Below are 17,269 nucleotides of genomic sequence, written 5' to 3'. Positions count from 1 at the left end.
AATCCGATGTGGGTAGTGCTGGGTTTTTAAGCATTGCAAAATGTACCTATTAAACCAACCCAATTATTCGCAAGGAAACGCTAATGCGTCGCTTCATATTGCTATTTTGTGCATGTTTATCAACATTATCGTCTCTCAGCGTTAATGCTCAGTTTCCTGTCGTAGTGAAAGATGACCGCGACAAACTTGTTACTATTAACACTTCACCCAAAAAGGTCGCCGCGGTCTCAGTATTTGGTGCTGATTTACTCAGTGCTCTAGGTATGCAAGCTGTAGCGATCTCAACACTCAATCATCAGATGTCACCCTACCTCGGTGAGCAAACTAAACATATGCTAGATCTTGGTGAAATTCATGAGACGAACTTGGAAGTGTTGACTGCGCTAAAACCCGATCTCACCATCGGACTGCGTACCTACACCGAGCCATTTGAAGCCAAATTTGAGGAAATCAGTCCCTTTTTAGCTTATGACTTGGTCACCAAATCCGACTCAGATCGGGCTATAATCTCTGCGGCTAAAGCGCTGGGCAAGGAAGCAAAAGGTGCTGAATTAAACCGAGTATTTGCAGATCAGCTCAAGCATTTTGCAGCTACACCTCTAAAAGCACAATCTGTGGTGTTTTTGTGGCATTGGTCAGATGTACCTTATGCATTTTACGACCATCATTTTACCGTTGAAATGATGGCAACTCTCAAAGGTAAAAATAGCGTCGGCACCTCTCCACAGCCGGGCTTAAAAAAACTTGATTCCGCCCCGATCTCAATGGAGTCTTTGCTAAAGCTTAACCCTGATGTAATTATTTCCTTCAAAGGCGAACCTGGGCCCTTTAAATCACATCCAGTTTGGAAGCAGCTCAAAGCCGTTACCAATGGCCGCGCCTACCGAGTCGCAGACCATTACGTGATGCCCCACGGCCCAATTGCTAGAAGGCTCGTCTTACAAGAATTAGCGCATCTATTGCACCCTGACCAATTTGCCCCACCAAGCGACCTAGCTAATAAAGCACGGGCCACACCAATGCAATTTGGTCATTTATAGCAGGTAATGTAAGCACGCTATGATTAACTCAGAGAGACCTCGCTTCGCTACAACGCCCACTGGCTTATATCTAATCGGCGTATGTATGTTATTACTCAGCCTACTGCTGTCTTTAACAATCGGCGACTATCAGCTCACATTAAAAGAAGTTTGGTCAGTACTTATTAACCCATCAAAGTCACAAGCTAGTTTTGTCGTTTGGGAGCTGAGACTACCTCGTCTAACATTGGCTATCATTGCAGGTACAACACTTGGCATAGCAGGAGCCATTATTCAGGCAGTAACACAAAATGAGCTCGCATCCCCAAGCCTCGTCGGCGTTTCTTCTGGAGCCGCATTGGCTATTGTACTGGTCCTCACTTTTACCGGTTTAAGTACCTACTTCCAATTTATAGCGGGTATATTTGGCGGTGCTTTGGCGATGTCAGTCACACTATGGCTTTCTTGGAAGCAAAAACTAGAGCCTGTGAATCTTATTCTATCTGGTTTATGCGTTTCTCTGTTTTGCGCCGCCGCAACAACTTTGCTACTAATCTCGGTAAGCACTGACACTAGAGGGTTGTTTTATTGGTTGCTTGGCAGCGTTGCAAATCGCACTTGGCAACATGTCTCGTTATTAGCTCCTATCGCATTACTCGGTGTTATTTTATGTGCACTTTTAGCCCGTCCGCTCACCGTTTTACAACTCGATAGCGATGTCGTAAACAGTATTGGGGGAAGTGTAAAACGCTGGCGTATTCAAACGCTCACCGTTGCCGTTGTGCTAACATCTGCCACCGTGGCTGTTACGGGCCCCATCGCTTTTGTGGGGCTGGTTGCTCCTCACTTGTGCCGCACTTTACTGCCCAAGCACTTGGCTTATGAGTACCGCTATGTCTTATTTGGCAGCGCGCTAAGCGGTGCTGTGCTTGTCAGTCTGTCCGACTTACTGGCAAATTATCAGGAGATCCCTGTGGGTATACTATGCGTGCTGTTTGGTGGACCAAGCTTAGTTTGGCTCATCCAATCTCGCTATCAGCAGGCGTCTATATGAATCGAACAATGACTATGCCCGCTTGCCGAGAAATTAAGCCTTGGCCTTTTTATGGTCTATTAACCTCACTCATCGCGCTACTTATTTGCTTATTCTTTACCGCGCTATGTATGGGGTCTGTACCACTGTCGATGCAATCTGTTTGGCAGATACTAATTACCTCAATACCACAAAATAGTGATTCGAATATCCTATGGCAGCTGCGTTTACCTCGCTCATTGTTAGCCATGTTGGTTGGGATCCATTTTGCTCTGGCAGGACTAATTTTACAGGCCGTGATCCGCAATCCTCTTGCCGACCCTAGTATATTAGGAGTCAATGGTGGCGCGAGTTTAGCTATCGTACTTTGCTTACTTGTAGTGGATTATATTCAACTTCATGCATTCGGCTTCAGTGATCTCAATTTTAACTTTGCTTGGCTTCCCGCTGTAGCATTGCTCGGTGGGGTACTAGCTACGGCTTTGGTGTTGAAACTTAGTTGGCGACAGCAGCTACAGCCTAATCAATTGGCACTTAACGGAGTGGCGATAGGCGCAATATTGAATGCTTTAGTTATGTGGGCCATTTTGGCATGGGGAGGGAATCGTACAGAAACCAGTTTGATTTGGTTGGCAGGTAGCCTGTATGGCAGGGACTTTAGCCAATTGTTTTTGCTTCTTCCTTGGACATTTGTTGGCGTGCTTGGTTGCTTCGCATTATTAAAGTATTTGTCGATACTGCAATTAGATAGCGATGCCGCACGAACTTTAGGGCTAAACGTCACTAGGTGGCGTTTAATTAGCTTATTGATTGCGGTAGCACTGGCGGCCAGTGCCACCGCAATCACGGGTCCACTCGGATTCGTTGGTTTAATTGTGCCACACTTTGCCAAAGTGCTACTTAACCGACTCGGCTTAGGTACCAGCCTCCCCCACCTGATGGTGGTCTGTATGTTAGCTGGGGCTTCATTAACGCTGGCGGCAGACATTGCAAGCCGAACGCTCATCTCTCCTTTGGAGATCCCCACAGGCACGCTAACCACCTTGATGGGCATTCCCATCTTGCTGTTATTGATCCGCCGCCAAAATTAGGATTTATCATGTTAAATGCAGATCAAATAACCTTACATTATCAACATAGGCCGGTGCTAAAAGACTTGTCGGTCTCTATTGCACGTCATCAGATCACCGCAATTGTCGGTCCAAATGGCAGTGGTAAGTCCACCTTACTTAAACTACTTGGCGGACTCATTCAACCGCAGCAAGGGACTATCTCTTTGGAGCAACAGCCGCTTCACCAATGGTCCCCTAAAACGCTAGCAAAGAAACTCGCATTACTTGGCCAAAGTCCACAAGCTCCAAGTGGTATGCTCGTTAAACAGCTTGTTGGTCATGGTCGGTTTCCCTATTTAGGAATGTTCAAGACATTATCGCAACATGATCAGGATGCCATTACTTGGGCGCTCAAAAAGACCAAACTTGACGCGTTGCAACATAAGCCGTTACAGCATTTATCTGGTGGTGAGCGCCAAAGAGCATGGTTAGCAATGGCCTTGGCACAGCAATCTGAAATTTTACTCCTAGACGAACCCACGACTTATCTAGACTTAGGTCATCAGTTTCAGCTTTTAGAATTACTTAAGCAGTTACAAATTCATGAACACAAAACCATTGTGATGGTGCTACACGATATCAATCAAGCCAGTCAATTCAGTGACCGAATTATCGCTCTTAACAATGGCTCGATAATAGCTGATGGCACACCGCAACAAGTCGTCACAGAGCAAATCATTAAACGGCTGTTCAACATTGATGTTGCAATTGTGTCTCAGTGCTATGGCCAGATAACTAAGCCGCTGTGCTTACCACTTGGAACAGAGGATCAATTTACCTCTAATTCAGCGGCACCACTGCGCAGTGTCGCAATCTAAAATCAACAACAGAAGCTAATGAAATGGAATTAGAAATTCGTGACGTATCAAAAACGTATGCAAACGGTGTTCACGCACTAAAAGATATCAATTTAACCATAAGCAAGGGCATGTTCGGCCTGCTTGGTCCCAACGGAGCTGGTAAAAGCAGTATTATGCGCACCATTGCCACCCTACAAACGCCCGACAGTGGCAAAATATATTTTGATGGGCAAGATATCTTCACAAACCCTGCTGAGTTCCGTCGTCAACTGGGCTACTTGCCTCAGGATTTTGGTGTTTATGCAAATGCATCCGCCACCGATATGCTGGACTATTTCGCTCGTTTAAAGGGTATTCACAATGCCAAGGAACGAAAAAGTCGAATTAATGAATTGTTGGAGCTGGTTAACCTCACAGAGCATTGTCATAAAGCGGTAGATACATACTCAGGTGGTATGCGCCAGCGGTTTGGTATAGCGCAAGTTTTATTGACCAACCCTAAGGTCATCATTGTTGATGAACCAACCGCGGGACTAGACCCAGCAGAGCGCAACCGCTTTTATAGTATTTTGCACCAACTCACTGACAGTGCCATCGTGATCCTCTCCACACATATTGTAGGAGACGTCACTAACCTTTGTGATGATATGGGGATCCTCAACCGAGGAACTCTACTGGCACGCGGCAAGCCCGATGAGCTCGTCGCCTCAATAGAGCACCAGATTTGGCACAAATCAGTATCAAGAAATGAGTTGAAAACACTACGAGACAATTACAAAGTGATTTCGACACGTATTGTTAAAGGCAACATCCAAGCCACTATCCAAAACGACACCGCACCCACCGCAAACTTTATTCAAAGCACTGCGGACCTAGAAGACTTTTACTTCAGCTACGTCCCTGAACTTGCGGTTTAAGGAGCATGTATGTTCACCAGTTTTTTGTTTGAGTTAAAATATCGACTACGCTCCATAGCCACTTGGGGTTGTTTAATAGCCATGATAGCCATGGGCTACCGAGAAATGTTAGGCGGTGAATGGGATACACTCATGCAAAGTGGCAGGGTTGCACGCAACTCGCCATATGCAATCTACTACTTGTTTATGTACTACACATTTTGGGCTGCCACGGTGGGTAGCGCACTGGTAGTCCCAACATTACTCAGGGATCTTAATTCTAAAACTGCAGACTATTTGTATAGTTTTGATATCAATAGCAAACACTATTTTATCGGTAAATATTTAGCGAGTTTAGCTATTGTGCTGTTAGTCATGAGCTCAGTTGTCATCGCCATGGTGACTTTACCTCTGATCTCAAGCCTCTTTGGACTCTACCCAGATAGTGATTTTATAGCAACTTCATTGCCCCATATTTTACACGCTATACTGCTTTGGGTACTCCCAGCTTGCATTGTTTATACCGCTATTCCGTTTGCGCTCACGGCACTCACTGGACGCGCTACACCAGCTTATGCAGCGATGATGATAGCCGTTGGCTCGTTTGTCATTATCACCGCTTTGTTTGGTGACGGCGCACCACAAGCCCCTTGGCTGCAAGTTGTTGATCCATTGGGTAAGGTTACAGTTGAAGGACAAATCTTTTACTGGACGGCACAGCAAAGAATGACCCAGTTTTTAAGTTTAGATGGGGCGTTACTTTACAATCGTTTGCTTTATTTAGCACTAGCATTAGCTTTGCTAGTATTTGCATGGTGGCGCTTCGATTTAACGAAATTTAGAACCAGTAACAACAAAAAAGCCTCAGCAAAACCCGTTGCAAAAGCGCAACAACACACGCACAGTTCAAGCAAACTAAATATGAACCCATTAACCTTGATAACCAATAAAGCCACAGTCTACTGGCTTAAATTCAGCGCCTACTCCGGTTATCTTCAAGCTCGCCAAATCATTACTAATAAGGCGTTTTACCTATCAATGTTGACGCTTTCGTTGATGCTGATCATCGCCGGTTTAAGCTACCGTTTGCCGGGCATGGAGGGCAGCGCAGCTATTTTGCCAAGAACGCACACGCTGCTTCCCGTGTTAATTTATCCCAGTTTGATTTTTACCATGCTTGCCGCCGCTTTTTTTATAGTTGATCAGTGCCACAAAGACCACCAGCTAAATACCGCACAGCTGGTCGCTGTGTGCCCAACGCCCGATTGGCAAGCTCCTTTGAGCCATATAATCTGCGCTGTTCTTGTTGCGTTCGTATTAATGCTAGTGCCTATTTCAGGCTTATTGGGTACACAATTTATACAAGGTTATTTTGACCCCGATTGGCAAAGTTTATTGCATTTGAGTACGCTTGTTTTGCTGCCATTAATGCTCGCTTACGTGTTTATAGCCATCATTAGTTACGGGCTATTGCAGTCTAAAGTTGCCGCACAGGTATGTGCCGTGGTGCTCTGTATTTCTCCTGCGATATTCAATGAAACTCACGCGATAGAGAACTTTATGTATTTATGGGCATGGCCATCTATTGCTCAACTCTCCGAAATTGCATCTACCGAGCAATTTATCATCAGAGATCTCAATCTTATGCTCTACTGGCTCAGTTTTTATTGTGTATTGCTAGTATTAAGTAGCTGGCTGTGGACACGAGGAGTGCTTGCACCTTTTAAAGAAAGATTAATAGCTTTACCACAAAAGGTTACACCGCGATCACTGGCTATTATGCTGTTGTCAGGCACAGTTTTTGGCTATCAAGCCTATTCAATTCATCAAGAGATGATCATTAACGGTCAATTTGAAACACAAGCCGATGGTTATGCTGTGCAAGCCGACTACGAAAACCAATACCGGCAATTCGATACACAACCGCAGCCTAAAATTCGCCACGCTGAAATTGCCATATCGCTACACCCAAATCAGCGCGCTATACAATACACGGCCAACTTAACGCTGGTTAATTCACACCAGAATGCAATCGAGCAGTTGCTACTCAACACCAACAACTATACCGCTTTTGATGAAATCTTACTTTCTGGTCAAGCGCTTTCACTGCTCGCTTTAGACAAAACGCATCATGCCTCGGTTTGGGGCTTGAGTACGCCTCTCATTCATGAGCAACAAAGTCAGCTCAGTTTTACGGCTTCAGTCAAATATCAAGGCTATAGTAATCACGCAACTGATTACATTGGCAAAGTGACAAAAAATGCCAGCTATATTGATGCAAGTTTTTGGCCCTCCATTGGGTTCGAGAAAAACAACATCATCAAAGACAACGTGTTACGAGAGAAGTTTAACCTCGACCCGCTGGCACCAGACTTTTTCAGCCAATCACAAACACTAGACTTGTACCAACACGACGACGCCGATCTGCTCACCTATAAACTAAAAATTGACGCCCCCAACAATCAAGTAGTTGTGGCGCCGGGGGATCTGCAGAAACACCAAACACAAGGACAGCGCCACAGCTATGAATTTCAAACAATGACCGCGAGTCATTGGGATCCTGTCATTGTGAGCGCCGGATACAAAATTCACCAGTCTACATGGACAAGCGCAAAAACCGGCAAAGATATTCCCATAGAACTGTTTTATCTTAACACCGATGAAGCCATTCTACATTCCATGACACAACGAGCAAAACATGCACTTGAACAAGGCGAAGCAATATTTGGAACCTACCCATACAACAGCTTAAAAATAGCAGCGTTACCTCAGGGTATGGGAGAACAAACGGTTAGCGCAAATTTAGTGCTTATCCCCGAAATGTCCGCTTGGCAACACAATTATCATGATCCATCCAGTTCCGACTGGTTAGAATACACCGTACACGATGCAGTTGCTCAGGTTTGGTGGCAGAATATCGCAATCGCAAACACCGCAGGTTACCCCATACTGTCTGAGGGAGTGCCAACTTGGTTTGCGCTGACCAAATCAAGATTGAGTAGCAAAGCAACACAACAACTATTGGCTAGCATTAAAAATGACTACTTATTAGCACGTACTAAAGAGTCCGGTGTGGAGAAAAACGCCTTAGCATTGACGCACCAACCATACGCCAAAAGTAAATCGCAGCTTGTTGTTTATGAAGTGTCACAGCTCATTGATAATGAGCAATTTAGCAATGTGATCAATGATACCCTAGCACATTATCGAGTGCAGAGTGCTTCACAGCCCATATCGGCACAACAGTTGTACCTGAAGCTGTTGCAAGCCGTAAATCAACCTAAACATGAAAAACAACTAGATATATTATTTCACCAAATGACGCTACATGACGCAAAAGTGCAAAATCTATCTCTGTAAACCCCCATTACAAACGATTAGGGCTGCCACATAAGCGCCCTAATTACTATCAGCCTTGTTCGCTACCTTTAAAAAAAACCGCACAGAGGGGTAATGGCCGTTTTCGGGTAGTGGCTTTCCTTGCTTATTCAGACAATAACGGGCAATAAAAACAGGGCCGACCAAATGGTCAACGCTGACGAGAAGTAAGCCTAAAAACCCATTTCTAGCGCAGCATAACTCAATGCCCAACTACTCTACTATTCGTTGTTACTAGGAGCTAAATTACTATGTTTCGTTATAAGCTGACGTCTGCGGCCAAATCTCTCTTCTCCACTTCTAAACTCAACTATCACATTTCGCGTACCTTGTTAGCAATGAGTTTAGGCGTTTTCTCTTCAGCAGTATTTGCTGATGATCAAGCCAAACATATCGACTTGGAACGAATTGAGGTTACTTCTGAAAAGCGTACCGTGAATATTATGGAAGTTGCTTCTAGCGTAACGGCTATTTTTGGACAAGAACTAGTCGACTCTGAAGCCTATTCAATCACAGATCTTGGACAAGCGATCCCGAGTGTTCACGTTTATAGCTGGGGTGGCCGAAGAGACAGTAATGTATTTATTCGTGGCATAGGCCCGGGTTTATTCACCGAACCCACCATAGGTTTTTACGTCGATGGCGTGAATTATAGTAGCAATAGTATTTTTGATTTGGACCTTGTGGATATAGAGCGTATTGAGGTCCTAAGGGGCCCTCAAGGCACACTATATGGGGGCAATTCTCTGGCTGGTGTTATTAATATCATCACCAAACAACCAGACGAAATGCCGGAGTTCAAAGGCGCCTTTTCTGCAGATAACTTTGGCTCAAAGCGGGTTAGATTAGGTGTGAATACCCCCTTGACTGCGGATAATCTATTTCTCGGCTTATCAGCTTCGGCATACAACACCGATGGACATCTTGAAAATACCTACTTAGATAAAGACTTTGGTGCACGCGACGATCTGAGTGCAAGAGCTAAACTTAGATGGATCGCGTCAGACAATCTTGAAGCCAATTTTGTGGTGGATTATGAACGTTTTCGTGGCGATTCGTATGCGATGGGACAACTTGAGCGTATCAAAGCCAACCCAGATCACATAGAACATGATTTTGAAGGAGTTGACGATCGCGATGCACTTGGGGCTTCGGTTACACTGGATTATAGCGGTGACAATGTAAACTTCATCTCGATCACAAGCTGGCGTGACTGGGATAACCTGAACACCGCGGATCAAGATACAGGCAATGACGCAGGATATCAGTTCCATAGTCACTCTGAGGACGACTTTGATCAGCTCTCCCATGAAATGCGTTGGAGCTCTAAAAATACTGAAGACTACCATTGGCTAGTCGGGTTCTATGCCTATCAATCAGATACCCAGAGTACGACAAGAAATGATCTAAACTTCTCCTCTATGTACCCAGGTAGTGGACCCATGATTGATCGTTCGATTATCGGGAAAGATGACCAAGCTTGGGCAGTATTTGGCCTGGTTGACTACGCAATCACTCAGGATATTACCGTCATTGCAGGTTTACGCTACCATAAAGAACAGCGAGAAGCCGATATTAACATCGACTCTCAGTCCACTGGAGTAACCTCGCAACACGGTGGCAAGGAAGAATTCAGCGAAGTTCTACCCAAATTAGCCCTCTCTTATCAAACTGCCAATAATGACCTTGTTTACGCGTCTTGGAGTAAAGGTTACCGAGCAGGAGGATTTGACACTTTATATCCCAACTTAAGCAAGCCTAGCTTTGAGCCTGAATACAGTAATAACTATGAAATCGCCTATAAAGCACTAGCGCTAGAAAACCAACTGAGCTTTTCAATCACTGCATTTTACGTTTCTTTAGACGACCAACAAGTGCAACAGATGTTAGAAAACACAACCATTATCACTGATAACGCTGGCGAAAGTACCAGCCGGGGTGTTGAATTTGAGTCGCGCTACCAGCCTCACCCGGATTGGACCATTGGCTTCTCAAGTAGTTATGTTGACGCCACTTATAGCGAGTATGAAAGTGTGAACTTTGCAACTGGTGCAATAGAAGATTATTCCGATAATCGTTTACCAAACACGCCTAAGATCAGTGCCAACCTGTCCATTAGCAATCGTACAGAACTCAACAGCGACTTCACCTTATTCACACAGTTAGAAAACATTTATATGGGCGATCACTACTTTGATGCAGGTAACCAAATGAAGCAATCTGCATATCACCTTTTAAATGCCAAAGTAGGACTTGAAAGCGAAAGCTGGTACGCGCACTTATGGGTGAAGAATGCGCTTGATGAATATTACTCAAAAGTTGAATTTAACTTTGGTTTCGGTGTCACGGCAGAAGCAGGAAACCCGAGAACCATAGGCCTCACTGTAGGTACTAATTTCTAAACCAATGACGAGTGGAAAGTGGCGCACGCACTAAGCGCCACCGTGACGTTGTATAAATAATATCAATGCGTTGATACGCTTATTAAGGGAGTTACCATGCAAGCTCAATCCGTGTTATTGCTCGGTGGTACAGGTCAAGTAGGCTTAAAAGCAGCTGAGTATTTACTTGAGCATACACAAGCCGCACTTACGTTTGCTTCACGTAGAAAAGCCTCATTACCCAGTGCAATTTCGCAACATCAAGACCGAATAAATACAGTACAACTAGATATCCAAAACACCGACGATTTAAAAACTCAGTTAAAGAATACAGATCTGGTCGTCGCCTGTGTTGGCCCCTCAGGCATTATTGGCGATCAAATAGTATTGGCCTGTAAAGAGTTAGGCGTACCAATTATTGATGCTGGTGGCTACGATCCAGTGTACGCGTCTCTCCACGAGCATGAAAAGAAGCACATTAGTGAAGTACCGCTCATCATCAACGTCGGTTTGCTACCGGGCTTATCAGGCGTATTCCCCGCCTATCTTATTCAACAATGTAGCCGTGGAGCGGACATCAAATCCTTAGAAGTGCAATACGTTGGCCGAGACGCTTGGAGCTACAATTCGGCATGGGACATTATAAATGGGTTAGGAGACTTTGGTCACGAACGTGGCTTTTGCTACTTGGAAAACCAGCAAGTTAAACGTGAAAAGTTCTCAAAAGCTGGTACTAAAGCACACTTTCCTGCTCCCATAGGCACCGCATCTACTATGTTGATTTATGCAGAAGAAATTGTGCAACTCGCCAACGAACATGACATACAAACAGCTAAAGTCTACGGTGCTAATCTAGGACCACGCGCTATGTTTGTTTGCATGATTGCCAAGATATTCAAGATGTACAAAAACCATAAAACTATCGCTCGTGCGGCGCGATGGTTATGTAAGGCCTCAGCTAAAGATATGCGTAAGCTCGACCCAATTTACGCCGTCGATGCCCAAATTAAATGTGCTGACAACCGCGTACACCATGGCCAAATCATTCTAGAAGATACCTATCAGGCTACAGGCTTTATCATCGGCATAACGGCTAAGCAATTATTAAACAATCAAATCACCAAAACAGGTCCAATGATGCTACATGAAGCTGTTGATGCCAATCATTTTATAAAAGATCTCGAACAAGCAGGTGTCGTTGCAGGGCTTATTCTTTCTAAATCAGACAACAACACCAAACAGGAGGCTGCATGAGTAAAAATATCATCGTCTTGGGAGGTACAGGTGAGTCGGGCAGGCGCATTATCAACTTACTCAGTGAACGCCTCTCAGATTTGAAAATAAGCTGTGCGGCACGGCGAACACCAAAAGCGGGCATATTGCCAGAGCATATTAACTTTGTTCCTTTTGATATAAATGACAAAGCCAAAAGCATTGAAACACTCAAAAAGTTCGACTTAGCTGTGATTGCTTTGGGTCCAATGGATAAATTTGCCCTACAGGCGCATCAACTGTGCTTGAACGCGAATATAGATGCCCTCGACATTAATGATAGCCTACAGGCTGCAGATCAAATACACGCACTGAATACTGAGGCCCAATCAAAACAACGTTTGCTACTCACAGGTATGGGCTTCTCCCCTGGTATTTCAACACTACTGTTAACTGAGCTTGCGCATAAAAAAGCATCTGCAACGGGCTATTATCAATGTCGTTTGTATATGGGCGCAGCCTATGGTGGCGGCGAGACCAGTCCACAAGCGATTTTAGCAAGCTTTACCAATCACTTAACCTGCTGGCGAGAAGGGACTCGCAAGCAGGTTGAGACGCCTTGGCAGGACGCACAACACCAGTTTGCTTTTCCAGCATTGAAAAAGCCAGCCGACCTAATTCCATTTGCAACACCTGAAGTCGCTGGGCTTGGTTGTGAGTATGTTGCTGAAGACCTAGACATAAAGCACCTAGATAGTCGTTATCACATCCAACACCTAACGCTTGGATTTGCAAAGTTTATGAGTAAATATCGCTTAGGCGAACGTAAAAATACATTTTTCTCCAAGATGTTTTTTAACAATGGGCAAAAGCTCAAAACCAAAAAAGAGTCAGATCCCGATACTTGTTTATGGGTTTACCCAGACAATAATCCGCAATCAGGGCTAATGTTACACGGGGTTATTTCTTCTTATGAACTAACCGCCAAGATGGCATGTGTTGTGGTTGAGTGTTGGCTAAACAATGTGTTCTTTGACAGCTATGGCGTCAAAGCCGTAGAGCATTTGTCTTATAAAACGCGCCAAAAGCTACTGCAAACATTGGCTTTATATGGTGTCACGGCAAAACCTGCAAACACCCAGAACACACATCGAGCAGATCAAGAGTTTGGCTGGGTAGACAGCGTATCATCAGACATCAATAGTCTCAGAAATTTGGGGTTAAATTGGTATACAGTAACAAAGCAACATCCAAAAATGGCCAAAAGGCAACAAGAATATCTCTATAAATCAGAGATATGGCGAGCACTTAAAGAGGCCACCAGTAGGTATAGCTTTGCAAAGTTTGTAATTTCTACGCTGTTAGCATGGCGTCGAGATAATAAAGGCTTACAGCACTGGCGCGATAGACACCAAGGAGAATATACCGAAATCTGGAAGTCCATCACTAAAGATATGAGTATGTTTAGCTCAGGTTATGGCAACGCGAGGAAACTACTAGGGCAGGATAAAGCCTACCGATTATATCGTGACATGTTTCTAGAGACAGGCAAAATGGAAATGCGCTGGCTATGGCCTAATCCTGAATCCTTTAATATATTCGAAAACAAAGAGGATGTGATTTTAGAGTACTGGCTCACTTGGCTTAGAAACTACGCCAAACTTGGCCTATTTACACTAAGCGAATCACAGGCTGACTCCACAACGATTTGCATTTCTATCACCGACTGTGCGTATGCTGCTATGTTTAAAGAGCTCGGTTGCCCTGAGCTTGCAGACATGGTGAGAGAAATGGAGCAAGAAGCACTAGCCTTTTTAGCCAGTCAGAGTAATTTGAACATAACTTGGAACTTTAAAGGTGAAGGTGTTGTTGACATCACTTTGAGTAAAACGCTAACGCTCCAAGCCATGGGCTAACGGAAAAAGGCGATGAAGAATGGATTTATGTGTTGCGGGCAAAGCCCGCAGGACATACTCTCAAAAGTGATTAACCACAAACAATACTGGGAGCGAGGTTCAGTCTCGCTTCTTTAGGCAACACCCCAAACTGTTTTCTAAAAGCCACGCTAAAATGACTTACATTGCTATAACCCAGCGAGACGGCTGTTTCGGTTACATTATTGTCTTTTAATAGGTTCATTGCTTTGTGCATTCTTTCTTCTTGGAAACAACCATAAACCGTATTGTTAAATAGTACCTTAAAACCTTTTTTTAGCTTACACTGGTTTAATCCAACCACCTTAGCCACATCTGAAATGGTAGGTGGGCAACTAAGATCGGATAATAAAAAATCTCTAGCTGCAATAAGCTGCTTTTTCTCTCGAAGCGGAAGTTGGTTGCTCGTGTCAACTGATTTCAGTGCAGTGAGATGCCAATATAGATAGTCTAACGTAGCGGAATGCAGCAGCAGAGGGTTGGCTTCTTGATCTTTTATCAACTTATGAATACGGTTCGCACATGTGCTGACTTTTCTACTGGGGCCACTTTGCTTCACAAAGAATGACATACTTTTCCCTAGATCTACCCCACTGAGCTCTTCACCAGCAAGCTCATTAAGCACTTCGGGTTTTATCATGATCTCTAAGTTACTAAAATCATTACTATGGTAAGCACAAAAATTCTCCCCACCCGAAAAACCAATATTAAAGTCTCCGCACTCACATTGTAAAAGCGTATTACCGACCGTCGCTTCAAACTTCCCCGCAAGAACATTGTTAATGTGAATATATTGGTCATCGCCAGGAAATACATGTTTAGTATCTGCCGCCCCCAAATCCTGCGCTGAAGATAGGCTCACAGAAAGCCCTGGCATCAACTGCACAAAATTCTGCCCAACCACATTATCAATATGCTGCTGTTTATTCGCTGTACTTATTTCAATGTCACTACACATAGTCATTTTTAACCCCCCTTCCAATCCCCGTATCACTCAGGCATCTGTAGCTAATACTTCCTTTAGAGAAACATGTAAGTTACCGAGAACAGCCGGATGTTTCACCATATCAACAAGTCAGATAAGAATGAATTTCACTTTTAGTTATTCAGTCGTATATAGCTATCTATTACATCACCCATTATTAACCGCATCAGAACAACAAAATATTAACAAATGAAAAACGATAAAAACAAATTCTGAGTTATGTTCCCTAAGAAGTTAACACTAATAAAAATCATTCTCAATAAGAAATTCCAAAAAATACAATTTTCAACCAGAGATTTGCATAAGGAAAGAGTTAGAGCATTCCTTCTTTTACTAGAGAGTTTTAGGGATAGTTTCGCTCTCGTGTCCTGCCAAAGTCTAGGTACCAAATCTGAGGTGTTATACCAATTTCAGCTGTTGGCGCCGAAACAGGCTGCTATAAATGAGTTAGTTATCCATAGTCACGACTACCCAAACTAAAAGACTGTGTGCACCTGTATAATAAGCGGTAATTTGACTGCCAGCCTTGATAAATAACCTGAACTCGGGATAACAATATGTTTTCTAGCAGCTGTTATCCCTTTCTACTGCGTTAAATTTGTTGCAATAGGCCAGAGGTTAAATAAGTCGTGTATCTAAGCCAAGGTGGGATGCTGTGCATTGTTTTAGTAATAGCCTACTGGCATTTGAGCGACACTATCGCCTTGAGTGTTGACTACAACCATTAGTTTGTTTCAAAAGTAGTATTAGTAACACCGCGGTATTTGTCAGTTATCATTTTTAATCTTATCCAATTTATATAAATAAACTAAAAGCCCGACGCACCTAAAGTTATGCGGGTTTTTAATATTTCCTTATGAAATTTTGGCCCTTTACCATGACGCTTCTATAAGGTGTAGATTGACCATAGAGTGTTTTTAACAACAATAGGCAAGGAAAATAACGACCTTAGAACCATATGCCAATGTGAGATGATGACTTTTTCAGATACTTTTGTGATCATAGATTTCGCTGCCTGTGTCGAAGTGCCAAATCAAACCTCACTTGACCATTGACAATAATAAAAAGGGATTAAGCATCCAGAAAAATTTGCGTCATTCATCTTGATACCGTCCCATTTCCTATCGCGAACAAGCCATTAAAAGCAACGGGGAATCCCGAGGTTTTATTGACGAGACGATAGTAAACAACACTCAGGTATTCGGATACTCAATTTATGTTCGACATGGGTTTGAGTTAAATAGGCCAAAGCTTGCGTACGAACTGGTTTATGCCCTGCAAGTCGAGTGTCGTGACCAAAACACACTCAGAAGAATAAAAAATCAAACAGCAAAGGTCAAAACGCCCTAGTGAAAGACGTCACGTAAAAAGTTGAACTCGCCTTTTATTATATTCACCACTCTTATCACTTACTTTATAAAGTATTACAAGGTACAATTTTTTCTCAATCTCCATTGCGACTTACAAGGAAAAGTTATGCCATTATTAGAACAGAGGTCTCTGCATCATATTGATCCACGCCTAGCTGGCGTTGAGATGCAGTTAAAAGAGGCCTATTACAATTTAGATAAAACCACATCCAGCTTTGATAGCGATCTTGACAATAAATTGAAGTCGTTTAAGCGCTATAAATGGTGGGCGGTTGGTATTGCAATCCCCTTACTATTTCTTGCGCCTTTTCTCTTAATCTCAATAATTCCTATTTACTTTTTGTTAAAACATTCTCTTAAGTCTTTCACTAAGGGTGTGTTAACTAGAGCTTATATGATGGCGCCAATTGCTTCAGCACTTAACTTAGAATATTCAGTCGGCGGTAATTTACTTATCTGCGAGGAAGCTATCAGTGCAGGTATATTAGCCAAAGGAGGCCGAGCTGTGGCTGAAGATGGATTTAACGGCGAAGTAAATGGCATTCCCTTTTACTTTACTGAAGTGCATATACGCACGCATCACCAGAACAATGACAGCAAACGTTTGTTTAATGGTGCAGTTATAAAACTGAGTATGCCTGAACCTGTAGATACTCCAATCGTAGTGTTACAAGATGCGGGGCTTTGGAACATGCTGATAAATCGACGTCAATCTTTAAAAGGATTACAGCGAGTTAAATTTGAACAAAAAGACTTTGAAAAAGAGTATCAAGTCTATGCTAAAGATGAAGAAACCTGCCGCGAAGTACTCACGCCAGAATATATGGCGCAATTGTCGCAAGTCAAAACGTTCTTCTCATCCAGTCACCTACCAAAAGGGTTAAAAATCCCCGAAGTAAAAGCCCAAATGTTTATAGAAGGTAGCGATATACTGATCTCTCTTGACTATGGAGCCAACCTATTTAGCCCTAAAAAGCTACAAAAAGAATACGATCCCAGCTGGGCCGAAGACATAGCCAAACAATTCTTACTGATTGAAAACCTAGCAAAAAGTCTGGTTCGCTAGCAGCAGGCTTTTTATTGTAACCACAAAAAAAATCAATCACTTACCACAAGTGTAATTTAGTGTAATTTAATTTCCCAGTAACT

11 protein-coding genes are annotated in these 17,269 nt (G+C 43.4%); 10 read left to right on the top strand and 1 reads right to left on the bottom strand.

Annotated elements, in window-relative coordinates:
- Positions 1–83: 83 nt before the first annotated feature.
- From QSH61_RS22020 to QSH61_RS21980, 9 genes are all read left to right on the top strand, one after another.
- On the top strand, positions 84–1,040 hold the full coding sequence (locus QSH61_RS22020; protein ID WP_206471749.1) for an ABC transporter substrate-binding protein: 957 nt from the start codon (positions 84–86) through the stop codon (positions 1,038–1,040).
- A gap of 19 nt (positions 1,041–1,059) precedes the next feature.
- Positions 1,060–2,073, top strand: coding sequence for a FecCD family ABC transporter permease (locus tag QSH61_RS22015; protein WP_286123923.1), 1,014 nt, complete (start codon positions 1,060–1,062; stop codon positions 2,071–2,073).
- Positions 2,070–3,143: a FecCD family ABC transporter permease gene (locus QSH61_RS22010; protein WP_206471747.1), complete on the top strand. Its 1,074-nt coding sequence runs from the start codon at positions 2,070–2,072 to the stop codon at positions 3,141–3,143. Before QSH61_RS22015 ends, QSH61_RS22010 begins: the two co-directional genes overlap by 4 nt.
- Positions 3,144–3,151: 8 nt before the next feature.
- Complete coding sequence (locus QSH61_RS22005) at positions 3,152–3,982, top strand: ABC transporter ATP-binding protein (RefSeq protein ID WP_206471746.1); 831 nt, start codon at positions 3,152–3,154, stop codon at positions 3,980–3,982.
- A 23-nt stretch (positions 3,983–4,005) separates the two neighbouring features.
- A complete protein-coding gene (locus tag QSH61_RS22000) occupies positions 4,006–4,881 on the top strand; it encodes an ABC transporter ATP-binding protein (RefSeq protein WP_206471745.1) in 876 nt (291 codons plus the stop codon).
- A gap of 9 nt (positions 4,882–4,890) precedes the next feature.
- Positions 4,891–8,220: a hypothetical protein gene (locus QSH61_RS21995; RefSeq protein WP_206471744.1), complete on the top strand. Its 3,330-nt coding sequence runs from the start codon at positions 4,891–4,893 to the stop codon at positions 8,218–8,220.
- A 269-nt stretch (positions 8,221–8,489) separates the two neighbouring features.
- Positions 8,490–10,640: a TonB-dependent receptor gene (locus QSH61_RS21990; RefSeq protein ID WP_206471743.1), complete on the top strand. Its 2,151-nt coding sequence runs from the start codon at positions 8,490–8,492 to the stop codon at positions 10,638–10,640.
- 96 nt (positions 10,641–10,736) lie between these two features.
- A complete protein-coding gene (locus QSH61_RS21985; RefSeq protein WP_206471742.1) occupies positions 10,737–11,873 on the top strand; it encodes an NAD(P)H-binding protein in 1,137 nt (378 codons plus the stop codon).
- Positions 11,870–13,747 carry a hypothetical protein gene (locus QSH61_RS21980; protein ID WP_206471741.1) on the top strand — a complete coding sequence of 626 codons (1,878 nt, stop codon included), beginning with the start codon at positions 11,870–11,872 and terminating at the stop codon, positions 13,745–13,747. Before QSH61_RS21985 ends, QSH61_RS21980 begins: the two co-directional genes overlap by 4 nt.
- A gap of 70 nt (positions 13,748–13,817) precedes the next feature.
- Here QSH61_RS21980 and QSH61_RS21975 read toward each other — a convergent pair whose 3' ends face one another.
- A complete protein-coding gene (locus QSH61_RS21975) occupies positions 13,818–14,729 on the bottom strand; it encodes an AraC family transcriptional regulator (RefSeq protein ID WP_206471740.1) in 912 nt (303 codons plus the stop codon).
- 1,497 nt (positions 14,730–16,226) lie between these two features.
- Here QSH61_RS21975 and QSH61_RS21970 point away from each other — a divergent pair.
- Positions 16,227–17,186 carry a DUF3137 domain-containing protein gene (locus QSH61_RS21970; RefSeq protein ID WP_174169667.1) on the top strand — a complete coding sequence of 320 codons (960 nt, stop codon included), beginning with the start codon at positions 16,227–16,229 and terminating at the stop codon, positions 17,184–17,186.
- The last annotated feature ends 83 nt before the right edge of the window (positions 17,187–17,269 follow it).

The organism is Pseudoalteromonas sp. JC3 (assembly GCF_030291895.1).
Classification (GTDB): domain Bacteria; phylum Pseudomonadota; class Gammaproteobacteria; order Enterobacterales; family Alteromonadaceae; genus Pseudoalteromonas.
Note: the sequence above shows the minus strand (reverse complement) of the source record. Positions and strands in the feature narration are given on the sequence as shown.

What these genes read in the sequence shown, in the direction of transcription:
- QSH61_RS22020 (WP_206471749.1), top strand. Translation starts at nt 84, where the DNA reads ATGCGTCGCTTCATATTGCTATTTTGTGCATGTTTATCAACATTATCG.
- QSH61_RS22015 (WP_286123923.1), top strand. Translation starts at nt 1,060, where the DNA reads ATGATTAACTCAGAGAGACCTCGCTTCGCTACAACGCCCACTGGCTTA.
- QSH61_RS22010 (WP_206471747.1), top strand. Translation starts at nt 2,070, where the DNA reads ATGAATCGAACAATGACTATGCCCGCTTGCCGAGAAATTAAGCCTTGG.
- QSH61_RS22005 (WP_206471746.1), top strand. Translation starts at nt 3,152, where the DNA reads ATGTTAAATGCAGATCAAATAACCTTACATTATCAACATAGGCCGGTG.
- QSH61_RS22000 (WP_206471745.1), top strand. Translation starts at nt 4,006, where the DNA reads ATGGAATTAGAAATTCGTGACGTATCAAAAACGTATGCAAACGGTGTT.
- QSH61_RS21995 (WP_206471744.1), top strand. Translation starts at nt 4,891, where the DNA reads ATGTTCACCAGTTTTTTGTTTGAGTTAAAATATCGACTACGCTCCATA.
- QSH61_RS21990 (WP_206471743.1), top strand. Translation starts at nt 8,490, where the DNA reads ATGTTTCGTTATAAGCTGACGTCTGCGGCCAAATCTCTCTTCTCCACT.
- QSH61_RS21985 (WP_206471742.1), top strand. Translation starts at nt 10,737, where the DNA reads ATGCAAGCTCAATCCGTGTTATTGCTCGGTGGTACAGGTCAAGTAGGC.
- QSH61_RS21980 (WP_206471741.1), top strand. Translation starts at nt 11,870, where the DNA reads ATGAGTAAAAATATCATCGTCTTGGGAGGTACAGGTGAGTCGGGCAGG.
- QSH61_RS21975 (WP_206471740.1), bottom strand. Translation starts at nt 14,729, where the DNA reads ATGACTATGTGTAGTGACATTGAAATAAGTACAGCGAATAAACAGCAG.
- QSH61_RS21970 (WP_174169667.1), top strand. Translation starts at nt 16,227, where the DNA reads ATGCCATTATTAGAACAGAGGTCTCTGCATCATATTGATCCACGCCTA.